The sequence below is a fragment of the Gilvimarinus polysaccharolyticus genome (assembly GCF_001187555.1).
In the GTDB taxonomy this organism is placed as follows: domain Bacteria; phylum Pseudomonadota; class Gammaproteobacteria; order Pseudomonadales; family Cellvibrionaceae; genus Gilvimarinus; species Gilvimarinus polysaccharolyticus.
Genome location: NZ_LFIJ01000002.1, coordinates 391,954 through 409,065, shown reverse-complemented (window position 1 = coordinate 409,065; position 17,112 = coordinate 391,954). Strand labels below are relative to the sequence as shown.

At 49.8% G+C, this 17,112-nt stretch carries 14 protein-coding genes; 9 read left to right on the top strand and 5 right to left on the bottom strand.

Annotation, left to right across the window (positions count from 1 at the left end; translation table 11 throughout):
- Window positions 1–56 precede the first annotated feature (56 nt).
- The 4 genes from GILYN3_RS10350 (at window position 57) to GILYN3_RS10335 (ending at window position 6,061) form a co-directional block, all read left to right on the top strand.
- On the top strand, window positions 57–737 hold the full coding sequence (locus tag GILYN3_RS10350) for a c-type cytochrome (RefSeq protein ID WP_049722911.1): 681 nt from the start codon (window positions 57–59) through the stop codon (window positions 735–737).
- Window positions 738–884: 147 nt separating this feature from the next.
- Window positions 885–1,529: a thiol:disulfide interchange protein DsbA/DsbL gene (locus GILYN3_RS10345; protein ID WP_049722910.1), complete on the top strand. Its 645-nt coding sequence runs from the start codon at window positions 885–887 to the stop codon at window positions 1,527–1,529.
- A gap of 147 nt (window positions 1,530–1,676) precedes the next feature.
- Window positions 1,677–3,410: a GGDEF domain-containing protein gene (locus tag GILYN3_RS10340; protein ID WP_049722909.1), complete on the top strand. Its 1,734-nt coding sequence runs from the start codon at window positions 1,677–1,679 to the stop codon at window positions 3,408–3,410.
- 140 nt (window positions 3,411–3,550) lie between these two features.
- Complete coding sequence (locus GILYN3_RS10335) at window positions 3,551–6,061, top strand: glycoside hydrolase family 9 protein (protein ID WP_049722908.1); 2,511 nt, start codon at window positions 3,551–3,553, stop codon at window positions 6,059–6,061.
- Between the two features lie 108 nt (window positions 6,062–6,169).
- Here the strand turns inward: GILYN3_RS10335 and GILYN3_RS10330 are convergent, their stop codons facing one another.
- The gene (locus GILYN3_RS10330) at window positions 6,170–7,177 is read right to left on the bottom strand and encodes a glycoside hydrolase family 5 protein (protein WP_049722907.1); all 1,008 of its coding nucleotides are present in this window, start codon (window positions 7,175–7,177) and stop codon (window positions 6,170–6,172) included.
- Between the two features lie 142 nt (window positions 7,178–7,319).
- Between GILYN3_RS10330 and GILYN3_RS10325 the strand changes: the two genes are divergently transcribed.
- The 3 genes from GILYN3_RS10325 to GILYN3_RS10315 all read left to right on the top strand — a co-directional run bounded on the left by GILYN3_RS10325 (window position 7,320) and on the right by GILYN3_RS10315 (window position 11,639).
- The gene (locus GILYN3_RS10325) at window positions 7,320–8,120 is read left to right on the top strand and encodes a PhzF family phenazine biosynthesis protein (protein WP_049722906.1); all 801 of its coding nucleotides are present in this window, start codon (window positions 7,320–7,322) and stop codon (window positions 8,118–8,120) included.
- Between the two features lie 108 nt (window positions 8,121–8,228).
- Window positions 8,229–10,634 (top strand): acyl-CoA dehydrogenase, encoded by a 2,406-nt coding sequence (locus tag GILYN3_RS10320; RefSeq protein ID WP_049722905.1) that lies wholly within the window; start codon window positions 8,229–8,231, stop codon window positions 10,632–10,634.
- A gap of 84 nt (window positions 10,635–10,718) precedes the next feature.
- Window positions 10,719–11,639, top strand: coding sequence for a pirin family protein (locus tag GILYN3_RS10315; protein WP_049722904.1), 921 nt, complete (start codon window positions 10,719–10,721; stop codon window positions 11,637–11,639).
- Window positions 11,640–11,665: 26 nt separating this feature from the next.
- Here the strand turns inward: GILYN3_RS10315 and GILYN3_RS10310 are convergent, their stop codons facing one another.
- The 3 genes from GILYN3_RS10310 to GILYN3_RS10300 form a co-directional block, all read right to left on the bottom strand.
- A complete protein-coding gene (locus tag GILYN3_RS10310; protein ID WP_049722903.1) occupies window positions 11,666–11,845 on the bottom strand; it encodes a hypothetical protein in 180 nt (59 codons plus the stop codon).
- A 190-nt stretch (window positions 11,846–12,035) separates the two neighbouring features.
- On the bottom strand, window positions 12,036–12,911 hold the full coding sequence (locus GILYN3_RS10305; protein ID WP_198147342.1) for an IPTL-CTERM sorting domain-containing protein: 876 nt from the start codon (window positions 12,909–12,911) through the stop codon (window positions 12,036–12,038).
- A gap of 211 nt (window positions 12,912–13,122) precedes the next feature.
- Complete coding sequence (locus GILYN3_RS10300) at window positions 13,123–14,178, bottom strand: NAD(P)-dependent alcohol dehydrogenase (protein WP_049722901.1); 1,056 nt, start codon at window positions 14,176–14,178, stop codon at window positions 13,123–13,125.
- Window positions 14,179–14,364: 186 nt separating this feature from the next.
- Between GILYN3_RS10300 and GILYN3_RS10295 the strand changes: the two genes are divergently transcribed.
- Window positions 14,365–15,246: an AraC family transcriptional regulator gene (locus tag GILYN3_RS10295; RefSeq protein ID WP_049722900.1), complete on the top strand. Its 882-nt coding sequence runs from the start codon at window positions 14,365–14,367 to the stop codon at window positions 15,244–15,246.
- Here the strand turns inward: GILYN3_RS10295 and GILYN3_RS10290 are convergent.
- The gene (locus GILYN3_RS10290; RefSeq protein WP_049722899.1) at window positions 15,243–16,742 is read right to left on the bottom strand and encodes a glycosyl hydrolase family 79 N-terminal domain-containing protein; all 1,500 of its coding nucleotides are present in this window, start codon (window positions 16,740–16,742) and stop codon (window positions 15,243–15,245) included. The genes GILYN3_RS10295 and GILYN3_RS10290 overlap by 4 nt on opposite strands.
- Window positions 16,743–16,809: 67 nt before the next feature.
- Between GILYN3_RS10290 and GILYN3_RS10285 the strand changes: the two genes are divergently transcribed.
- Window positions 16,810–17,109 (top strand): acylphosphatase, encoded by a 300-nt coding sequence (locus tag GILYN3_RS10285; RefSeq protein WP_049722898.1) that lies wholly within the window; start codon window positions 16,810–16,812, stop codon window positions 17,107–17,109.
- Window positions 17,110–17,112: the final 3 nt, after the last annotated feature.

The window sequence follows — 17,112 nt, the reverse complement described above, 5'->3', positions numbered from 1 at the left end:
CAGGCAATGCCTGGGCAGCATCGCCAACATAAAATAACGACTTCATGGGTTAGCCAATGAAAAAACATGTTTTATCTATGCTTCTTGCGCTGGGTGCCGCTGCGCTGACCCAGACTGTTAGTGCTGCGGGTGTCGCCAGCGCTGGTGCCGATAAATCGGCTGTTTGTGCCGCTTGTCATGGTGCCGACGGCAATAGCCCGGCTCCGAGTTTTCCCAAAATTGCAGGTTTGGGCGAGCGCTATATCCTTAAGCAGTTGCGAGACATTCAGGCGTGGGACAAAGCTAGTGGCAGCGATAAAGCCAGCACTGGCCGTCCCGTTGTTGAGATGACTGGACTGTTAAGCGGTCTTACAGACCAAGATTTACAAGATATTGCTGCGCATTACGCCGACCAAACGATTCAGCTGAGCGGTTCAAAAGAGCTAACGGTAAAAATCAATTCGGGCGAAGATGTTGATGCACTTAAGCTAGGTCAGCAGGTGTATCGCGCTGGTAACGAAGAGACGGGTGTTCCTGCCTGTACCGGTTGTCATTCACCTACCGGTGTTGGCAATGCTCCAGCGGGTTACCCTCATTTGGGCGGCCAGTACGCTCAATACATCGAAAAACAGCTGCGTGCGTTTCGTGCTGGTGAGCGGACTAACGATGGTGATCAGATGATTATGCGTTTGGCTGCCAAGCACCTAAGCGATGCTGAAATTAAATCGTTGGCCAACTATATAGCTGGGCTGCACTAAGCCGAGCTAAAGCAAAAAAGGCGGCCCTGGGTCGCCTTTTTTGGCTTTTTTGATTGCTGTCGAGCCGGAACTTGCGCAAGCTTAGCGGCTCTATAAAATGTCATTGTGATTTAATCGTTAACAGTAAGCACTTAGTGGAGCAAAATTATGCGCGTTTTAGTTGCCTTTTTTGGCATTCTGTTTAGCCTTGTGGCGTGTGCCGAGGATTCCGCGACTACTGCGGGGCCCGCTTATGAGGAAGGTAAAGAATATATAGAGTTGGCCGAGCCGGTACGCACTGACGATGCCGACAAAATTGAAGTGCGCGAGATGTTTGCCTACACCTGCGGCCATTGTTTTCGTTTCGATCCGCTGTTTCATCAGTGGCGCGAAAAGCAGGCTGATGATGTAAACGTTGTGCAAACACCCGTTGTTTGGGCGAAGCAAATGGAACCATACGCACGGGCTTTTTATACCGCTAAAGCTCTTGGTGTACTGGAAGAGGCGCACATGGATTTATTTAATGCGCTGCATATTCAAAAATCGCGTATCAGCAGCGTCGAGGATTTTGCTGAATTTTACACGCAATACGGCGTTGATAAAGATCAGTTCACCAAAACCTTTGAATCTTTTGGTATTGGTAGTCAGCTGCGTCAGGGTGATGCCAAAGCGCGCGCCTATAATATTAGTGGTACACCAGAGTTAGTAGTGGATGGTCGTTATCGAGTCGGCGCCGCTGGTGCCGGTGGGCATCGCGAGATGCTGCAAGTGGTCGACTATCTGGTTGAGAAGATTCGCGCAGAAAAAAAGTAACTCAGTATTAGCTATATTTAGTCGTCTTAAACCCCAGTAGTGGCACACTACTGGGGTTTTTTATATGGGTTAGAGCTGCTTGAGGCTGGCGTTGAATGACGCGCTGGCTATAATAAGATCATTAACCGCAACAGGTGAATAACGGCTATGCAGGAACCGGAGCTCGCAGATAACGGGTCAGCTAAATGGCGAGATAAATATCTCGACGCACTAGATACTCATGAACAACAAGAACAAGCGCATAAGGCTGATATTCAGTTGTTGGCAAAAGCTTTATCGCGGGTGAGTTTGGCAGCCGAAGGGCAACACCCTGCGCTTGATGTTGCGCTGGGTGCGTTGCGCCAAAGTCTGCGAGGCGATGATAAAAATGATATTGCACAACAATTGCAGCGGCTTGAGCAATCGCTATTGGCTTTTGAGCAGTTCCGCGAAACAAGCACGGCTAAGCAGAGCGATGCCTTGCAAGCTATGGTGGATCGACTGTTATCGTTGACGCCAGAGCGAGCGTTAAAAAAACAGCTGCGTAACTTGACTCAGGATGCCACCCGTCAACGTGACCGGCTGGATGTTTACCCCGACTTATTGCGTCAGCTAGAGCAGTTGCAGGGCGAAGTGTTGGCCGAGCGAGCCCCAGCAGCGGATAAAGCGCCAGGCTTGATGGCGCGATTACTGGGTTCGAGCGGTGCGGCAGTATCGGAAGTGCAGCAACACGAAGGTGATGCAGCTGAAACACCTGAGCCCGCTGTTAGCGAGAGCTGTGACAAAGCCGATCGGGCCCTGTTTGAGTTGAACCCCAATGCTACTCTACGCGATAGTGAAACCGTTAGTGACAGTCTGCGGGCTATTATCACCGAGCTGTTGTTAAGTGTGGAGGCTCAAGCGATTGCACCCGAGCGCGTGCGCCTGCTGCAAAAGCGATTGAGCTCGGGTTTGAGTAATGCCGATTTACTGCCAGCGCTGACAGAGGTGAGGGACCTAGTGTTGGCAGCTTATATGGCGGCGAGCCGAGCGTTTGCCGGTTATTTAACGGAGGTTAATCAGCAGCTGGCGGATATTTACCAAGTGATCGAAGGGGCGGCACATCATACCGATGGCTTGCAGCAGGCTAGCGATCAAATGCAACAAAAAATGCTGAGTGAATTTGCTGAGCTTGAGAGTCAAAGCGCTCGCGCCGAAAACCTTGATGAGCTTAAGCATCAGGTGCAAAACCGGTTGGGCAGTATTCGCACGGCGTTATCCGATTACCAAAGTGCCGAAGGGCGCGATCATCCGGTTACCGAGCAGCTGCAGCAGTTGGCTACACGTATTCGAGAGATGGAGCAAGAGGCCAGCCAAAATCGTGAAGTGCTAGAGGAGCAGCGCAATAGAGCACTGACAGACACGCTTACCGGAATGCCTAATCGCGAAGCTTACACCGAGCGTGTTGAGCTAGAAGAGCAACGTTTTATCCGCTACGGGCATCCGTTGACGCTTGCTGTGTGTGATTTAGATTACTTTAAAAGAATCAACGACACGCTTGGGCACCAAGCGGGTGATCGGGTGTTAAAAGTGCTAAGCAACGCCATGGCTAAACGTTTGCGAGAAGTAGACTTTTTTTGTCGCTATGGCGGCGAAGAGTTTGTGGTTTTAATGCCAGAGACAACAGCCGAGCAAGCATTTGTGGTGCTTGATCGAATTCGCGCCGCAATTGCTAAAACAGCATTTAATTATAAAGAAGCACCAGTGGCAATTACAGTATCTATGGGTATTGCCGAATTTAAAGCGGGTGTTGATGAGAGCGCCGAAACCGTGTTTGAGCGCGCCGATAAAGCTCTTTATGATGCCAAGGCGGCTGGACGCAATACTTGCATGATCGCTAAAGAATCAACAAGTGCAGAGTGAATAAATTGGATGAATGGATTTATTCACTCAACGGATGACCAATCATAACTATTTTTTAACTACCTTAACGCGCATATAGGTAGGACTCTATAGAATAGTCCCGCGAAGCCTTATCATTCTAATTATAATCGAGGAGAGCCATGAGAACGCTATTGTTTGCTACCCTGCTATTGGCGGCTGGAACGTTGCAGGCTGAGAGTAACTTAGAGTTAAACGAGCGAGGCTACTTTTCTATGCCGGGCTTGGATGTGACAGTTTTTGCCGACATTTACCCCGATGGCCATCAAACCGGTGTAACGGTTATTCAGCACGGAGTGCGTACGGCTGCCAATGGTGATTTACGATTAGAGGTCTCACCAGGGCAATGGTCTCCAGTGCCGGCGGGTGTGGGTGAGGCGCATGTTGATGAAAAAAATCAACGTATTTCACAAACATTAGCCTACCCGGACGAAAGCAAAAATCGTCAAGGGTTTAACCCAATTACTTATCCCGATTTAAATTTTAGTTATCAAGTTCATGTGGAGCCACTTGAGGGTAGTAGTTTTAAGGTCAGTGTCGATTTATCCCAGCCGTTACCTGCACAGTGGATTGGCAAAATAGGTTTTAACTTTGAACTGTTTCCCGGCGACTTATTTGGTAAGTCCTACATTATGGACGATGACGTTGGAATTTTTACCAACCAGCCTAACGGCCCCATCATTAAACACAAAGGCGAGTGGTTGGGTGAACCCTTAGCGGTTGGTAAAACATTGGTTGTTGCGCCGGAGACCGATGCACAGCGATTAATTATTAAACAGTTAAAGGGCGATAAACTCGAGCTTTGGGATGGTCGTGCTAATCACAACAATGGTTGGTTTATTGTGCGCTCATTGATTCCGGCGGGTGCAAGTCGTAACGCTATTGAGTGGATAATAACGCCCAATGTGATTGATGACTGGCAATATAAACCTGTGATTCAAGTGTCGCAGCTCGGTTACGGTCTCAGTTTGCCAAAAACGGCAGTGATTGAGCAAGACAGTAGTGATACTAAAGCGAGTAAGGTGCAGCTGTTAAAGCTTGGCGCTAATGGCGCAAAATTAGTACAGGAAGGCGACCCTAAACCTTGGGGTAGCTTCTTGCGTTATCATTATTTGCAGTATGATTTCTCTGCCGTGCGCGAGCCAGGAATGTACCAGATTTCTTATCGTGGGGAAAAATCACAACCCTTCAAAATAGGTCTTGATGTTTATTCACGTCATGCGTGGCAGCCGACCTTAGAATATTTTTTACCTGTGCAAATGTGTCACATGCGCGTTAATGAAAAGTATCGAGTTTGGCACGACAAGTGTCATCACGATGATGCGTTAATGGCGCCGGTGGATTACAATCACATCGATGGTTATATCTCAGGATCATCGACCTTGACCAAATTTAAACCTGGCCAGCCCGTACCGGGTTTAAACAAAGGCGGCTGGCACGATGCAGGCGATTACGATTTGCGGGTTGAGTCGCAAATTGGCACAACGTGGTTGTTGGCAATGATGGTAGAAGAGTTTGGGCTTGATTACGACGCAACCAGTATTGATCAGCAAAAGCAGTTGGTAGAAATTCACCAGCCCGATGGTAAAAATGATGCACTGCAACAAGTTGAACATGGCTTGCTTACGGTGTTGGGGGGGTATCAGAGTTTAGGGCGTTTGTATCGAGGTATTATTGTGCCGACTAAGCGACAATACGTTATGTTAGGTGACGCCGCCGCTCAAACTGATAATTTAGTATACCACCCAAGCCTAGAGTCCGGGGAGGTTAAAGAGGGGCGTTCGGGTACGCCTGATGATCGCTGGGTGTTTACCGAGCAAAACCCTAAACGTGAATTACGTGTGGCGGCAGGTTTAGCTGCCGCCGCCCGAGTTATGAAAACCTACAATCTTGAGCTGTCGCAGCAGGCTCTTGCTGCCGCTGAAGGGGTTTTTATCAGTGCGTTTAACAAAACCGATGATACTTTTGCTCGTGCGTTTGTTTTGGCTGAACTGATTCTGGCAACGGGCAAAAGAAGTTATATCGAGACCTTGATCAATATGCAGGAGGCTATTGTTGCCGACATTGATAATACTGCATGGGTGATCGGCCGAGTTATGAGGCTGATTGATGATCAGAGTTTTGTGGTGGCAGTTAACACGGCTGTGGTTAAGCAACAAGAAAATGTCCAAGCGCAGGCACAAGAAACGCCTTATGGTGTTCCGTATAAACCCAATATTTGGGGTGCGGGTTGGGGGATACAAGAGTTTGGTGTTAAACAATATTTTGTACATAAATCTTGGCCCGATATTGCCAGTAGTGATATTTATGTCAACGCATTAAATTTTGTCTTGGGGGTCCACCCTGGCAACAATACCAGCTCGTTTGCTTCTGGTGTGGGCTCGCAATCGGCTTTGGTTGCTTATGGGGTCAATCGCGCTGACTGGTCGTATATTCCAGGTGGTGTTATATCCGGTACGGCGCTGATTCGCCCAGACCTGCCCGAGCTAAAAGTGTGGCCATTTTTCTGGCAGCAAACTGAGTATGTCATGGGTGGTGGCGCGACTAATTATATGTTCTTAGCCTTGGCGGTCGAGGCGTTGGAGCTTAGTAATAACCAGTCGGTTGTTGCGGAACCTAATGTAAAAAATTAATGCTCAAGTACTAAATAATTAACAACGGCCGATGATCTGTGTGATTGTCGGCCGTTGTTAATTGGGCATGAAAAAACATAGGAGATTTATTTTGAGCGATCAATAAATTTATTCGTCACCCGAGTAATCAATGTCGTTCCAGCCCTTTACTATACTTTTCACATAAACGCCCGATTCGGTTAAGTCGCTATCGCTCCAAGGGCCATTGGCTGCGGTTGTATTTTTGAGAATCGAAGCGCCTTCTGCTTTGTCGTTTAGTGCCCAGTTGGCGTGGCTTAATTGATTGCTTTTGAGAAATTCCATCCATTGTTCCGTACTACTGCGATCTACCTCGCCATCACCGTTGGCGTTAACCGTGCCCCACTCAGTTACCATTAACGCGATGCCTTTATCCAGTGCGTATTGGGCCTTCTTACGTAACTCACCTTTGTGAGTTCCGGCGTAAAAGTGCAAGGTGTAGGCAATGTTGGCGTAACCGGTAATGGGGTCGTCAGCGGCTTTGTCGACGTCTTGTGACCAAGTTTGAGTGCCGACAATAATTAGGTTGTCTGGATCAATGGCTCGAATCGAGCGAATGAGTTTCTCGGCATAGGGCTTAATAACGGTTTGCCAGTCGGTATCGGCTAGCGGCTCATTATAGATTTCATAAATAATGTTTGGCTGTTCGCCGTATTTGCGTGCGAAATACTCAAAAAAGGCGATGGCTTCTTCTGCATGATCTTCTGCGTGATGAGCGTGCCAGTCGAGAATGACATACATCCCCTGATTGATGGCGGCATCGATTACGGCTTCGGCTTTGGCGATGTTTTCATCGGCGTGGGTGAGCATACCGCCATTTGCTCCGGCGCCAATGGCGGCGCGAATAATGGGGGCGTTCCATTGCTCTTGAATATAATTGACTACTTCTGCGTTGTAATATTTATCTGCCCCCCAGCCGCTATTGCTCCAGAACAAGCTGGGGCCGGCCAGAGACACAGGCTGTAATTGTTGGTCGACAATGCGATTGCCTTTTATGCTTAGTTGGCCGTAGTGATCAACGGCGGTATCGGCCAAAGCGGATGCGCTGGCACATAGAGCGGCGGCTAGCCATAGGTATGACAGAGGTTTAGCGAGCATTGTGAGTACCTTATTATGTAAGAATTGCTAATCACTTATACTAATGCAAGCCACCGTTGTCTATAAGATGGACGGCAAGCCAAAACAATTCTTTACGTGGACTCAGCTAGGGTAGAGTTTTCGATATATTGAGAGGTGACCTATGCGTCTTGCGATCGATGTAGTTAATGCCTTTTCTCGAGGCCCTTTTACGGGTAATCCTGCGGCGGTTATTGTGACTGAAACGGCTCTGGACGATACTCTGATGCAGGCGGTGGCGGCACAGAATAACTTGGCAGAAACGGTCTTTGTTGTGACGCAAGCAGCGCCTTGGGCTATTCGTTGGTTCACCCCTATGCGCGAGGTCGACTTGTGCGGTCATGCGACATTGGCGGCGGCATATGTATTGTCGATACGAGGTTTGTTGGTCGGTGGGCGGGTTGAGTTTAGCAGCCGCAGTGGGTTGCTAGTTGTTACTCAGCAAAAAGACGGTTGGCAGCTGGACTTTCCTGCGCGGACGGTGGGGCCAGTATTGGATGTTGAATATGACCATATCGCACAGGCGTTAGGGTGTGAGTTGTCCGCCATTGTGGCGTGTTACGACGGCGTACAGCTGATGGTTGTTATGACCGACGAAGCAGCCGTGGCATCTTTAAACCCCGACCATCGAGCATTGGCGCGATTACACGATTTTGCCGTAATGGTCACGGCGGCGGCCCAGAATGATTTTGTGGCACGTTTCTTTGCCCCTAATGCTGGAATTGATGAAGACCCAGTCACCGGCTCGGCCTATACTACACTTATGCCTTACTGGGCTGAGCACTTACAGCTGAGTCACTGCCGCGCACGTCAGCTGTCTGTTCGTGGAGGCTGGCTTGAGTGTACACTGGTAGATACACGGGTATTAATTACCGGTGTGGTTGAGCCTTACCTACAAGGTGAAATACAGTTGCCAGCGTACTGAGTAAGCTGTGTAGGTAAAGCTCAAAGTAAGATAATATTTGTGAAATCGTCTATGGTTACAGAGTATTTGCAGCGCGTATAGGTTCTTAGGCCAATCGGAGAAATCGTTATGTTTTTGTTGTCGCTCGTTATCTTTTTTGTACTGCTTGCCGCGGTGCTTTATTACCAAGTGTCATTGCTGCTCAGCTCGGTGGTGTTGGTAGCCGGCGCGCTGGCTTTGACTTTTGTCTCACCGTGGATGGCAATCTTGTTGTTGCCAGCCTTAGCGCTAGCGATATTTCTCAATATTCCAGCGTTGCGTCGTCCGATATTGATTAAGCCGGTATATAAGCTACTGCAAAAAGCCATGCCGCCTATGAGTACGACCGAGCGCGAGGCCATGGAAGCCGGCACCACTTGGTGGGAAAAAGACCTTTTTAGCGGTCACCCCGATTGGAAAAAGTTTGTTGAGATCGAGCTGCCACAGCTGACCGAAAAAGAGCAAAGCTTCCTTGATAATGAGGTCAATGAGCTATGCACACGTATCGATGAATGGCAGATATTTGAAGACCAAGACCTATCACCGCAAGCGTGGGACTATTTAAAGCAGCAAGGCTTTTTTGGCTTAATTATCCCCGAAGAGTTTGGCGGTCGCGATTTTAGCCCCTACGCTCAAAGCCGGATCATGAGTAAGATTGCTAGTCGCTCGGGAACCGCGGCGGTTACCGCGATGGTGCCTAACTCTTTAGGCCCTGGCGAGTTGTTAATGAAATACGGCACCGAAGAGCAAAAGCAACACTGGCTGCCAGGCTTAGCCGATGGCAGCGAGATTCCTTGTTTTGGCTTGACGGGTCCAGAAGCTGGCTCCGATGCTGGTTCGATTCCCGATATTGGTGTGGTTTGTAAAGGCGATTTTGAAGGCCAAGAAGTCGTTGGTATCCGGTTAAACTTCTCGAAGCGCTGGATCACCTTAGCACCGGTTGCGACAGTGGTAGGCCTTGCATTTAAGCTACAAGACCCCGAACATTTGTTGGGTGACGATGAAAAATCTGATTACGGCATTACTTGTGCTTTGCTGCCTGCCAGCCATCCTGGTATCGAGATAGGTAAACGCCACAACCCAGGGTCGCCGTTTATGAACGGCCCGATCAAAGGTAAGGATGTTTTCATTCCGGCGAGCTGGATTATTGGTGGGCCGGCGCAGGCAGGTAAAGGCTGGCGTATGTTGATTGAGTGTTTGGGCGCCGGTCGCGGTGTATCCCTACCCGCACTGTCGACGGCCAGTGGCGAGATGAGCTACTTAACGGTCGGTGCCTATGCGCGTATTCGCCGTCAATTTAATATGGAGGTCGGCAAGTTTGAAGGCGTTCAAGAGGCTACGGCGCAGATTGCAGCTAATGGTTATACCCTAGAGGCAATGCGTCAATTAGTCACCCGTGGACTGGAGTCCGGCGCCCCATCGGTGATGACTGCGATGGCTAAATACCATGCCACTGAGCTGATGCGAACCTCGGTTAATCACGCGATGGATGTGGTTAGTGGCCGGGCGATTCAGTTGGGGCCGCGTAACTTTACCGCTTTTGCTTATCGTTCTGTACCGGTGGCTATTACGGTTGAGGGCGCTAATATTCTGACGCGCTCATTAATGATCTTTGGTCAGGGCGCGATGCGTTGTCACCCTTATTTATTTGATGAAGTACAAACTCTACAGGCCGAGGACGAATCGGCCGCGCTGGATACGTTTGACGGCTTATTTATGAAGCACATAGGCCACGTGCTTGGCAACATTACACGCCTTAAATTGTTTAGTTTTACCGGAGCACGTTTGAGTCCCACACCGGTAAATGCCGATGATTTTTCACGTCGCTGGTATCAACATATTAACCATATGAGCGCCGCGTTTGCGGTGGCGGCTGATGTTGCTTTAGGTGTATTAGGTGGTGATTTAAAACGCCGTGAGTTGCTCTCGGCACGGTTAGGTGATGTGCATAGTCAGTTATTTATTGCCTGTAGTATCTTGAAGTTTCACGGTGCACATCCACGCACAGAAGACGAAGATGCGCATGCTACATTTGCACTCGAACAATCATTGTTTAAGGCTCAAGAAGCATTGCTGGGTTTCTACCGTAACTTTCCTCTGCGGCCGGCTGCTTGGCTGTGTGTTGCTGCCAGCTTTCCTTTTGGTCGCAAACACAAAGCGCCATCCGATGATGCCGTGCGGCGTTTAGGTGGGCTAATAATGGAGAACAACACCGTACGACAACAACTGGCAAGCTATGTGTACGTAAGCGATGATCCTATGGATTCAGTCGGTCGGTTAGAGACAACCTACCAAATGCTTTTGGCACTAGGTGATAGCTGGCACAACTTCTCCCGCGCGCAAGCAAAAGGGGAGCTGACCGGTGATACGTTAGAGGCGCGTTTACATGATGCGGTAGCACGCGGAATTATTAATGAGTCTGAAGTGGCGCCGCTAATGGAGTACGATGTACGTCGTTACGACTGCCTACTTACGGATAGCTTTGATAAACTTTAATAATCATATAGCACGCTATAGTTGAGTTTTTTGCGGGCGCTTGCGCCCGCTGCATACAATAATAATTAATAAGCAGGAGCCGCTATGAGCAGGCTTACCGATACCGACCCAGATTGTCGTAGGTTGAATGAGCCTGAGGCTCCGGTAGAAACCATTATTATCCCCAACATGCGCGACATTGGTGATTTCTCTGTACGTCGTGTTTTACCTGCGCCTGCCCGTCGCGCAGTCGGGCCATTTATATTTTTTGATCATATGGGGCCAACCACTTTTGCCCCCGGTCACGGTCTTGATATCTGTCCGCACCCTCATATTGGTTTGTCGACGCTTACCTATTTATACGAGGGGAGTATTTTGCATCGCGACAGTTTGGGATTTAAGCAATTAATTACCCCCGGCGCGATAAACTGGATGACTGCCGGTCGCGGGATTGTCCACTCCGAGCGCAGCTCCGAGCAAGCTCGAGAGCAGGGTCAAACCTTGATGGGGCTGCAAATGTGGGTGGCATTACCTAAAGCGTTAGAGCAATGTGCCGCTCAGTTTCAACATTACAGCGTGTCTAGTCTTCCAGAGCTGGCTGCCGATGGCGTTAAAGTTCGGGTGGTGGCGGGAGAATGTTTTGGGGTGCACGCACGTCTAGAAACACACTCCTCTTTATTTTATGCCGATATCACAGTCGAGCCTGGTCGTTATATAAAAATTGATGCCGATTATATTGAGCGAGCTATTTATTTAGTGCAGGGCGTTATTAGCGTAGATGATTGCACCTTTGGTGCCGGACAAATGCTAGTGCTAAAGCCGGGTGCAGAAATTATTGTGCACAGCTCCTCCGGCGCAGCGTTTGCCGTGATCGGTGGCGAGCCGTTGGATGGCCCTCGACACTTATGGTGGAATTTTGTCGCCAGTGACCGAGAGTTGATTGAGCAGGCTAAGGCTGATTGGCGCGATGGAAAGTTTGGTCGTGTACCGGGCGATAATGAGCTTATTCCGTTGCCAGAGTCTTAGTGCTTTTTGTCAGGTAGATTGAACAATTAATTAATACGCTTGCCCGCGGCATTGGCGGTGTCTTCATCAATGCCGCGAGCGACCTCTATACAAGTTTGGTAGGCTTCATCGGTTGTCTCATAGCTGCACGAGTACTCATTTTCTGTTTGGTTGTGAGAGCAAGCAACAAAACTGATAACGGTAAAAGCGATTAAAATTCGAGGCATGTTGGCACGCTATCTAGGTTAGGTGTGGCTTGAAAGAGATGTTTGGTAGCTTATGACTCGCTCTGGAGTGAGGCAGTTCCCGAGTGTATAGAGTCAATCAACTATTCTTTGGGGTGAGTTGTATAGATTGTTCCGTTCCAAAAGCTGCGGCGTTAGAGCGCCGCAGCTTTTTATGTTGTAGCCTGTTGGTTTACGTTTTACGGCGCTGCACCGCACGCATGCCAAAGCCCGCTAATAGTATCAGTAGCAGCAGTTGGCTCCACTGGCTGAGAGTGGGTAGGCTAGTAGCGCCAGCGCCAACGCTGGGAGCGACATCGTCATCCAGAGCAACACCGTTGATATCTGCAGGGTTAAGACCATCGAAGCCAAGATCAGTTGAGGTGGCAGCGCTGGTGGTAAAGGTGAAGGCTTGATCGCCATCGATCAGAGCGTCATCATTGGCGGTAATATCAAAGGTGACGCTGTAACCATTGCCGGCTGTTAAAGTGACGGTAAATGGTGTGCCAGGTGTCGCTGTTGCTTCGCCACTAACCGTGGTCACGTCAAAAGAGATATCGTCAGTTGGGAGGGTGTCGGGGCCAACACTCACTGTAATGGTTTGTGCGGCGCCACCTTCGGTCACAAAAATACTGCTGGGGTCGACAATAATAACGGCGATACCCCCAATATTAGCGTTATTAGCATTGACGTCAGGGGCTGTTTCGCCATCATAGGCACCGCCACCGAGGTTGGATGTCACTGCATTGGTAATGGCATAAGCCACGTCACCGTCGTTGCCATCGCCAGATGCGCCGGGAGTGACTGTGATGTATTGAGGAGTTTCCCAGTTGGCGTCGGTAAAGTTAATAGCTGCGGAAACAGTGCCTTCCGTAACGTCGCCACTAGAGGGAGTTACGGTAACGGTTTCACCGCCATCGGGAGCGCTGTCTAACACTACTTGGTATTGAACGGTGCTGCCACCCTCGGTTGTGGAGATGTTGGTGGGATTAATAATCACGGCGGCCTGTGTTGTTGCGGCCAGCGTAAGCGCGGTAAGCGCCGAAAGAACACGGAATGATTTCATCATAAGTTGTCCATAAATTTTTAATTGTAAGTGCCCTACAAACATAGTTCGCCTGTGGCCAATAATCAATAATACGATGATAAATTTGCGCTTTTCACTAAAATTTGGTGTGTTTAGTTGGTTCTGGGGCTATTAATATTCAGAGGGTGTCTGTGGGGATGGCTTACTCGTTGCCAATATTGTCATTGTTTAGCAACGAGCAAGCGTTAGGCTTTTAGCTGTTTTTTAAGCTCTTCATATCAATGACAAAGCGATATTTCACATCGCCTTCTTTCATCCGCAGGTATGCGGTGTTGATGTCTTTAATATCCAGCATCTCGACATCACAGGTAATACCGTGCTCGGCGCAAAAATTCAATACCTCTTGAGTCTCGGCCATGCCGCCGATCAAGGACCCGGCCAATACCCGGCGACGCATTACTAGGCCGCCAGCTTGCAATGCGGGCTCTATCGGCATGAGTAGCCCGACTAAAATATGCACGCCGTCAAAAGTTAGGCAGTTAATGTAGGGGTTTAGGTCGTGTTGTACTGGGATGGTGTCTAGCAGGTAGTCAAATTGTTCGGCGGCGACGGCCATTTGTGCTTCATCGGTCGAGATGATGACATGGTCGGCACCTTGTTTTTTCGCTTCGGCAATTTTTGATTCTGAACGGGTAAAGATGGTGACTTCGGCCCCCATGGCTTTGGCAAATTTAACGCCCATATGGCCCAGTCCGCCCATACCAATTACGCCGACTTTATCGCCTTTTTTAACACCAAAGTGCTTTAACGGTGAGTAGGTGGTAATGCCAGCGCATAAAATGGGCGCGGCACTGGCGGGATCAAGTTTAGCGGGTACTTTAACGACAAACCGCTCACTTACCACTATGTTGTCTGAATAGCCGCCCATGGTAATAGAGCCATCATGAAGGTCTTCGCCATTATAGGTGCCGACAAATCCGTCTTTGCAAAATTGCTCGAGGCCCGATTCACACGCAGAACAACTGCGGCAAGAGTCGACCATGCAACCGACACCGACTAAATCGCCCACCTTATGACTGGTAACATTATCGCCCACGGCGCTGACACGGCCGACGATCTCGTGACCGGGTACGACAGGGTAGACGCTCATGCCCCAATCGTTTTCGGCAAAGTGAATGTCAGTGTGGCACACCCCACAGTAGTCGATGGTAATAGCCACATCGTCGGCGCGCAGGTTACGGCGGTTAAATTGGTAGGGCGCTAAAGGGCTACTATCGGATTGTGCGGCGTAAGAATAGGTTGTGCCCATGGTTTTTCTCCTGAAAAGGTTATTTCATCGTAGATCAGTATTGTGCGTTAGGAGCGCTCGCTTTGGATCACTCATTCGTCGGTAGTTTTTGCACATTTCTCCAAATCTGTTCATGCGCTGCTCGTGATACGGCTGTTAGCTTGGCATACTGTATTGGGTCAACCATAACGGCAATAGGGCAACGGCATGAACTTACCGGTGATGATGAGGCTGATCGAGCCTCTGCTTAAGCATGACGGATACTCCGATACTGCCCTTGCCGGGGTGACGGTGTTTGGTAGCCATAAACATCTAAAGCGGACACCTATGGTGTATCAGCCGAGCCTAATTTTTGTCGCGCAAGGTCGCAAAGTTGGTTATTTGGGTGACCGCGAAATTCACTACAATCCAGGGCACTACTTAGTTCAAACTCTGCCTTTACCGTTTGAGTGTGAAACCTTTGCCAGTGAGTCGGCGCCGCTAATGGGGGTGTCTGTACGCATCGATCCGGCCACTTTGGCCGAGTTGGTACACACAACTCGGCCTGCGGCGCTCGCGCAAGGCTCGCCTGAGCCGATGGCTGCGGTGGCGATGACCGATGCCATGGAGGAAGCGGTGACACGTATGCTGCGGGCATTGGCAGACCCGCAAGTGGCGCAGCTGATGGGGCCGAGTCGGGTGAGAGAGGTCATATTTGAGGCTTTAAGCGGCACACAAGGTCCAGCGCTAAGAGCGTTAGTTGATGGCAGTGGCAATTACTCGCGAGTGGTGCAGGCGCTGGAGCTAATGCACACGGATATAGCCGCTGAGTTGAGCGTTGAGCAGTTGGCGGAGCAGGCACATATGAGTGTGTCGTCGTTTCATCAGCATTTTAAAGATGTGACGCAAAGCTCGCCCCTGCAGTACATAAAGCGGCAGCGGTTGTTAAAAGCGCAGATGTTACTGAGCCGCGATGACTTAAACGTGACACAAACCGCTGAGCGGGTGGGGTACCGCAGTGTTAATCAGTTTAGCCGCGACTACAAACGCTACTTTGCTGTTAGCCCCTTACAAGATAAGCGTGAAGCTCCTCAGCGGATAGCGGTTTAAGTGTCGGTGTTATACCGCCAAAAATTAATACTGTAGCCTGGCACTCGGTGGTCGTGTTCAAACTGGGGAAATTGGGCAAGGTGTAAGGCGCCTTTTTGCAGTTTAGGCTTTACGCCATTGATTGTAATTTTGCGGCTGGTTAAGCGTTTAGCCGTAATTGTATAGCGTTCTTTGGCGGTACCGGGGATATCCACTGCAATGCGCACGCCGCGTGGCTTAAGGTTGATCACCATCAGTGTAATATGCATTTTATCGGGGTGTCGGTGAGCGTAAATGCGCAGGTGTTTATCTGTGTGATAACAGCGGTATACATCGTTGCCCATTAATCGTACCCAGAGCCAGCTTACCCAGTAATCGGGCCGTGGCTTCAGGGTTAACCTGTCAAGTAAACCATAGTCGCCGCCCAGCAAGCTCTGTCGCACCATGACCTGATGACCCAGCAGTGCGCCCTGGCCTAGCTGATCGGCCCACCAAAACGATGAGATAAACCGGTCGGATAGATTGGGTTGGCCACCGCATTGTGCCGAGCCGGTTTCACCCGTCCACAATTGTGCCTGAGGCTGATATTGATCGCGCCAGAAGGCTAGGGTTTGGCTGTGCTTAGCAAAATCGGCAAACGACTTAGGGTTAAGCAGCGTGCGTAAATTAGCACCTCGTGTACGCACCGGCGAACGGCTGCTTTGAAACGGGTAGTAATGCCAATTAATGATGTCCAAAGGGGTCTTAAGTTCTTGTAAAAAGCGCCGAGTGATATTGGAGAACGGTTTAAGTGCCTCACCGATGCGCGGCCAGAAGGCACTGCCGGGACCGGATACTCGGGCGTCTGGATAGTACTCGCGGATATGATTAATAAAGGTCGCATAATCGGTGGCCAGATCACGTGCACGGGGCTGGGCGCGCAACCCGTGAAATGCCCAATAAGCATTGAGTTCATTGCCGAGCTCAAATACATCAATCCGATAATTTTGTTCGCGGCTGTAATCCAGCAACTCTTTTACCTCGTCGCTGCACCATTGGCCGTGATCATGGCGAGTAAATAAGCCATATTTAACGGTAAATATAAGTTTCAAGTTGTTGCGCTTAATAAATCGATGCAAGCGATCCCACTGCTTGCGCGTGAGCACTAAGGCATCGGTCTCGTCAATCGGGGCCGAAAAGTAGTGGATCTTATCCGCCTCAGAGCCGCCGATACGCAAATATGAGCAGCCGAGCGCCTGCACCAAGTTATCGAGCTTTTTACCTTTTAATGTCAGAGGTGGTACTCGTAAGGTACCAAGACCGCGACGCGAGCCTTTGCTGCCCTCCCACCAAAAGCCGCCGGCTAACACCGAGATGTCGATTGAAAACGATAAATAGTAATCGCTAACGCTGGCAACAGGCGTGTGCGTAGCCACCGTGACGGTCACGATGCCAGTGCTGATGCCAGCGCGAGCGGTGTATTGGCGTTTGAGACGAGCGTACCAACGCGGCAGTAATAGGCGCAAAGAGTTAGGCATAGTAATATGGCGTGTAAAGAGAGTCGCGCCGATGATAACGGTTGAATGTGATTAAGAGGTTGCAAGTATGCGCAGTAGCGTAAAACACTACCTAGTGTCAGGGCGGGTGCAAGGTGTTTCATATCGTGCGAGTACAGAACAAAAGGCCCGAGCATTGGGGCTAACAGGTTGGGTGCGTAACTTGAGTGACGGTAGAGTTGAATTGATTGCCCGAGGCTCTGATAGTCAGCTTAAGCTCTTAGAGGCTTGGCTGTGGCAGGGGCCGAGTCAAGCGGCAGTAACACAGGTGGTCGGCTGTGCCGTTGAAATGGAAGTTACTGCAGGTTTTTGCGTGCTTGAATCCAGCGATAAAATAATAGAGGTCTAGGGC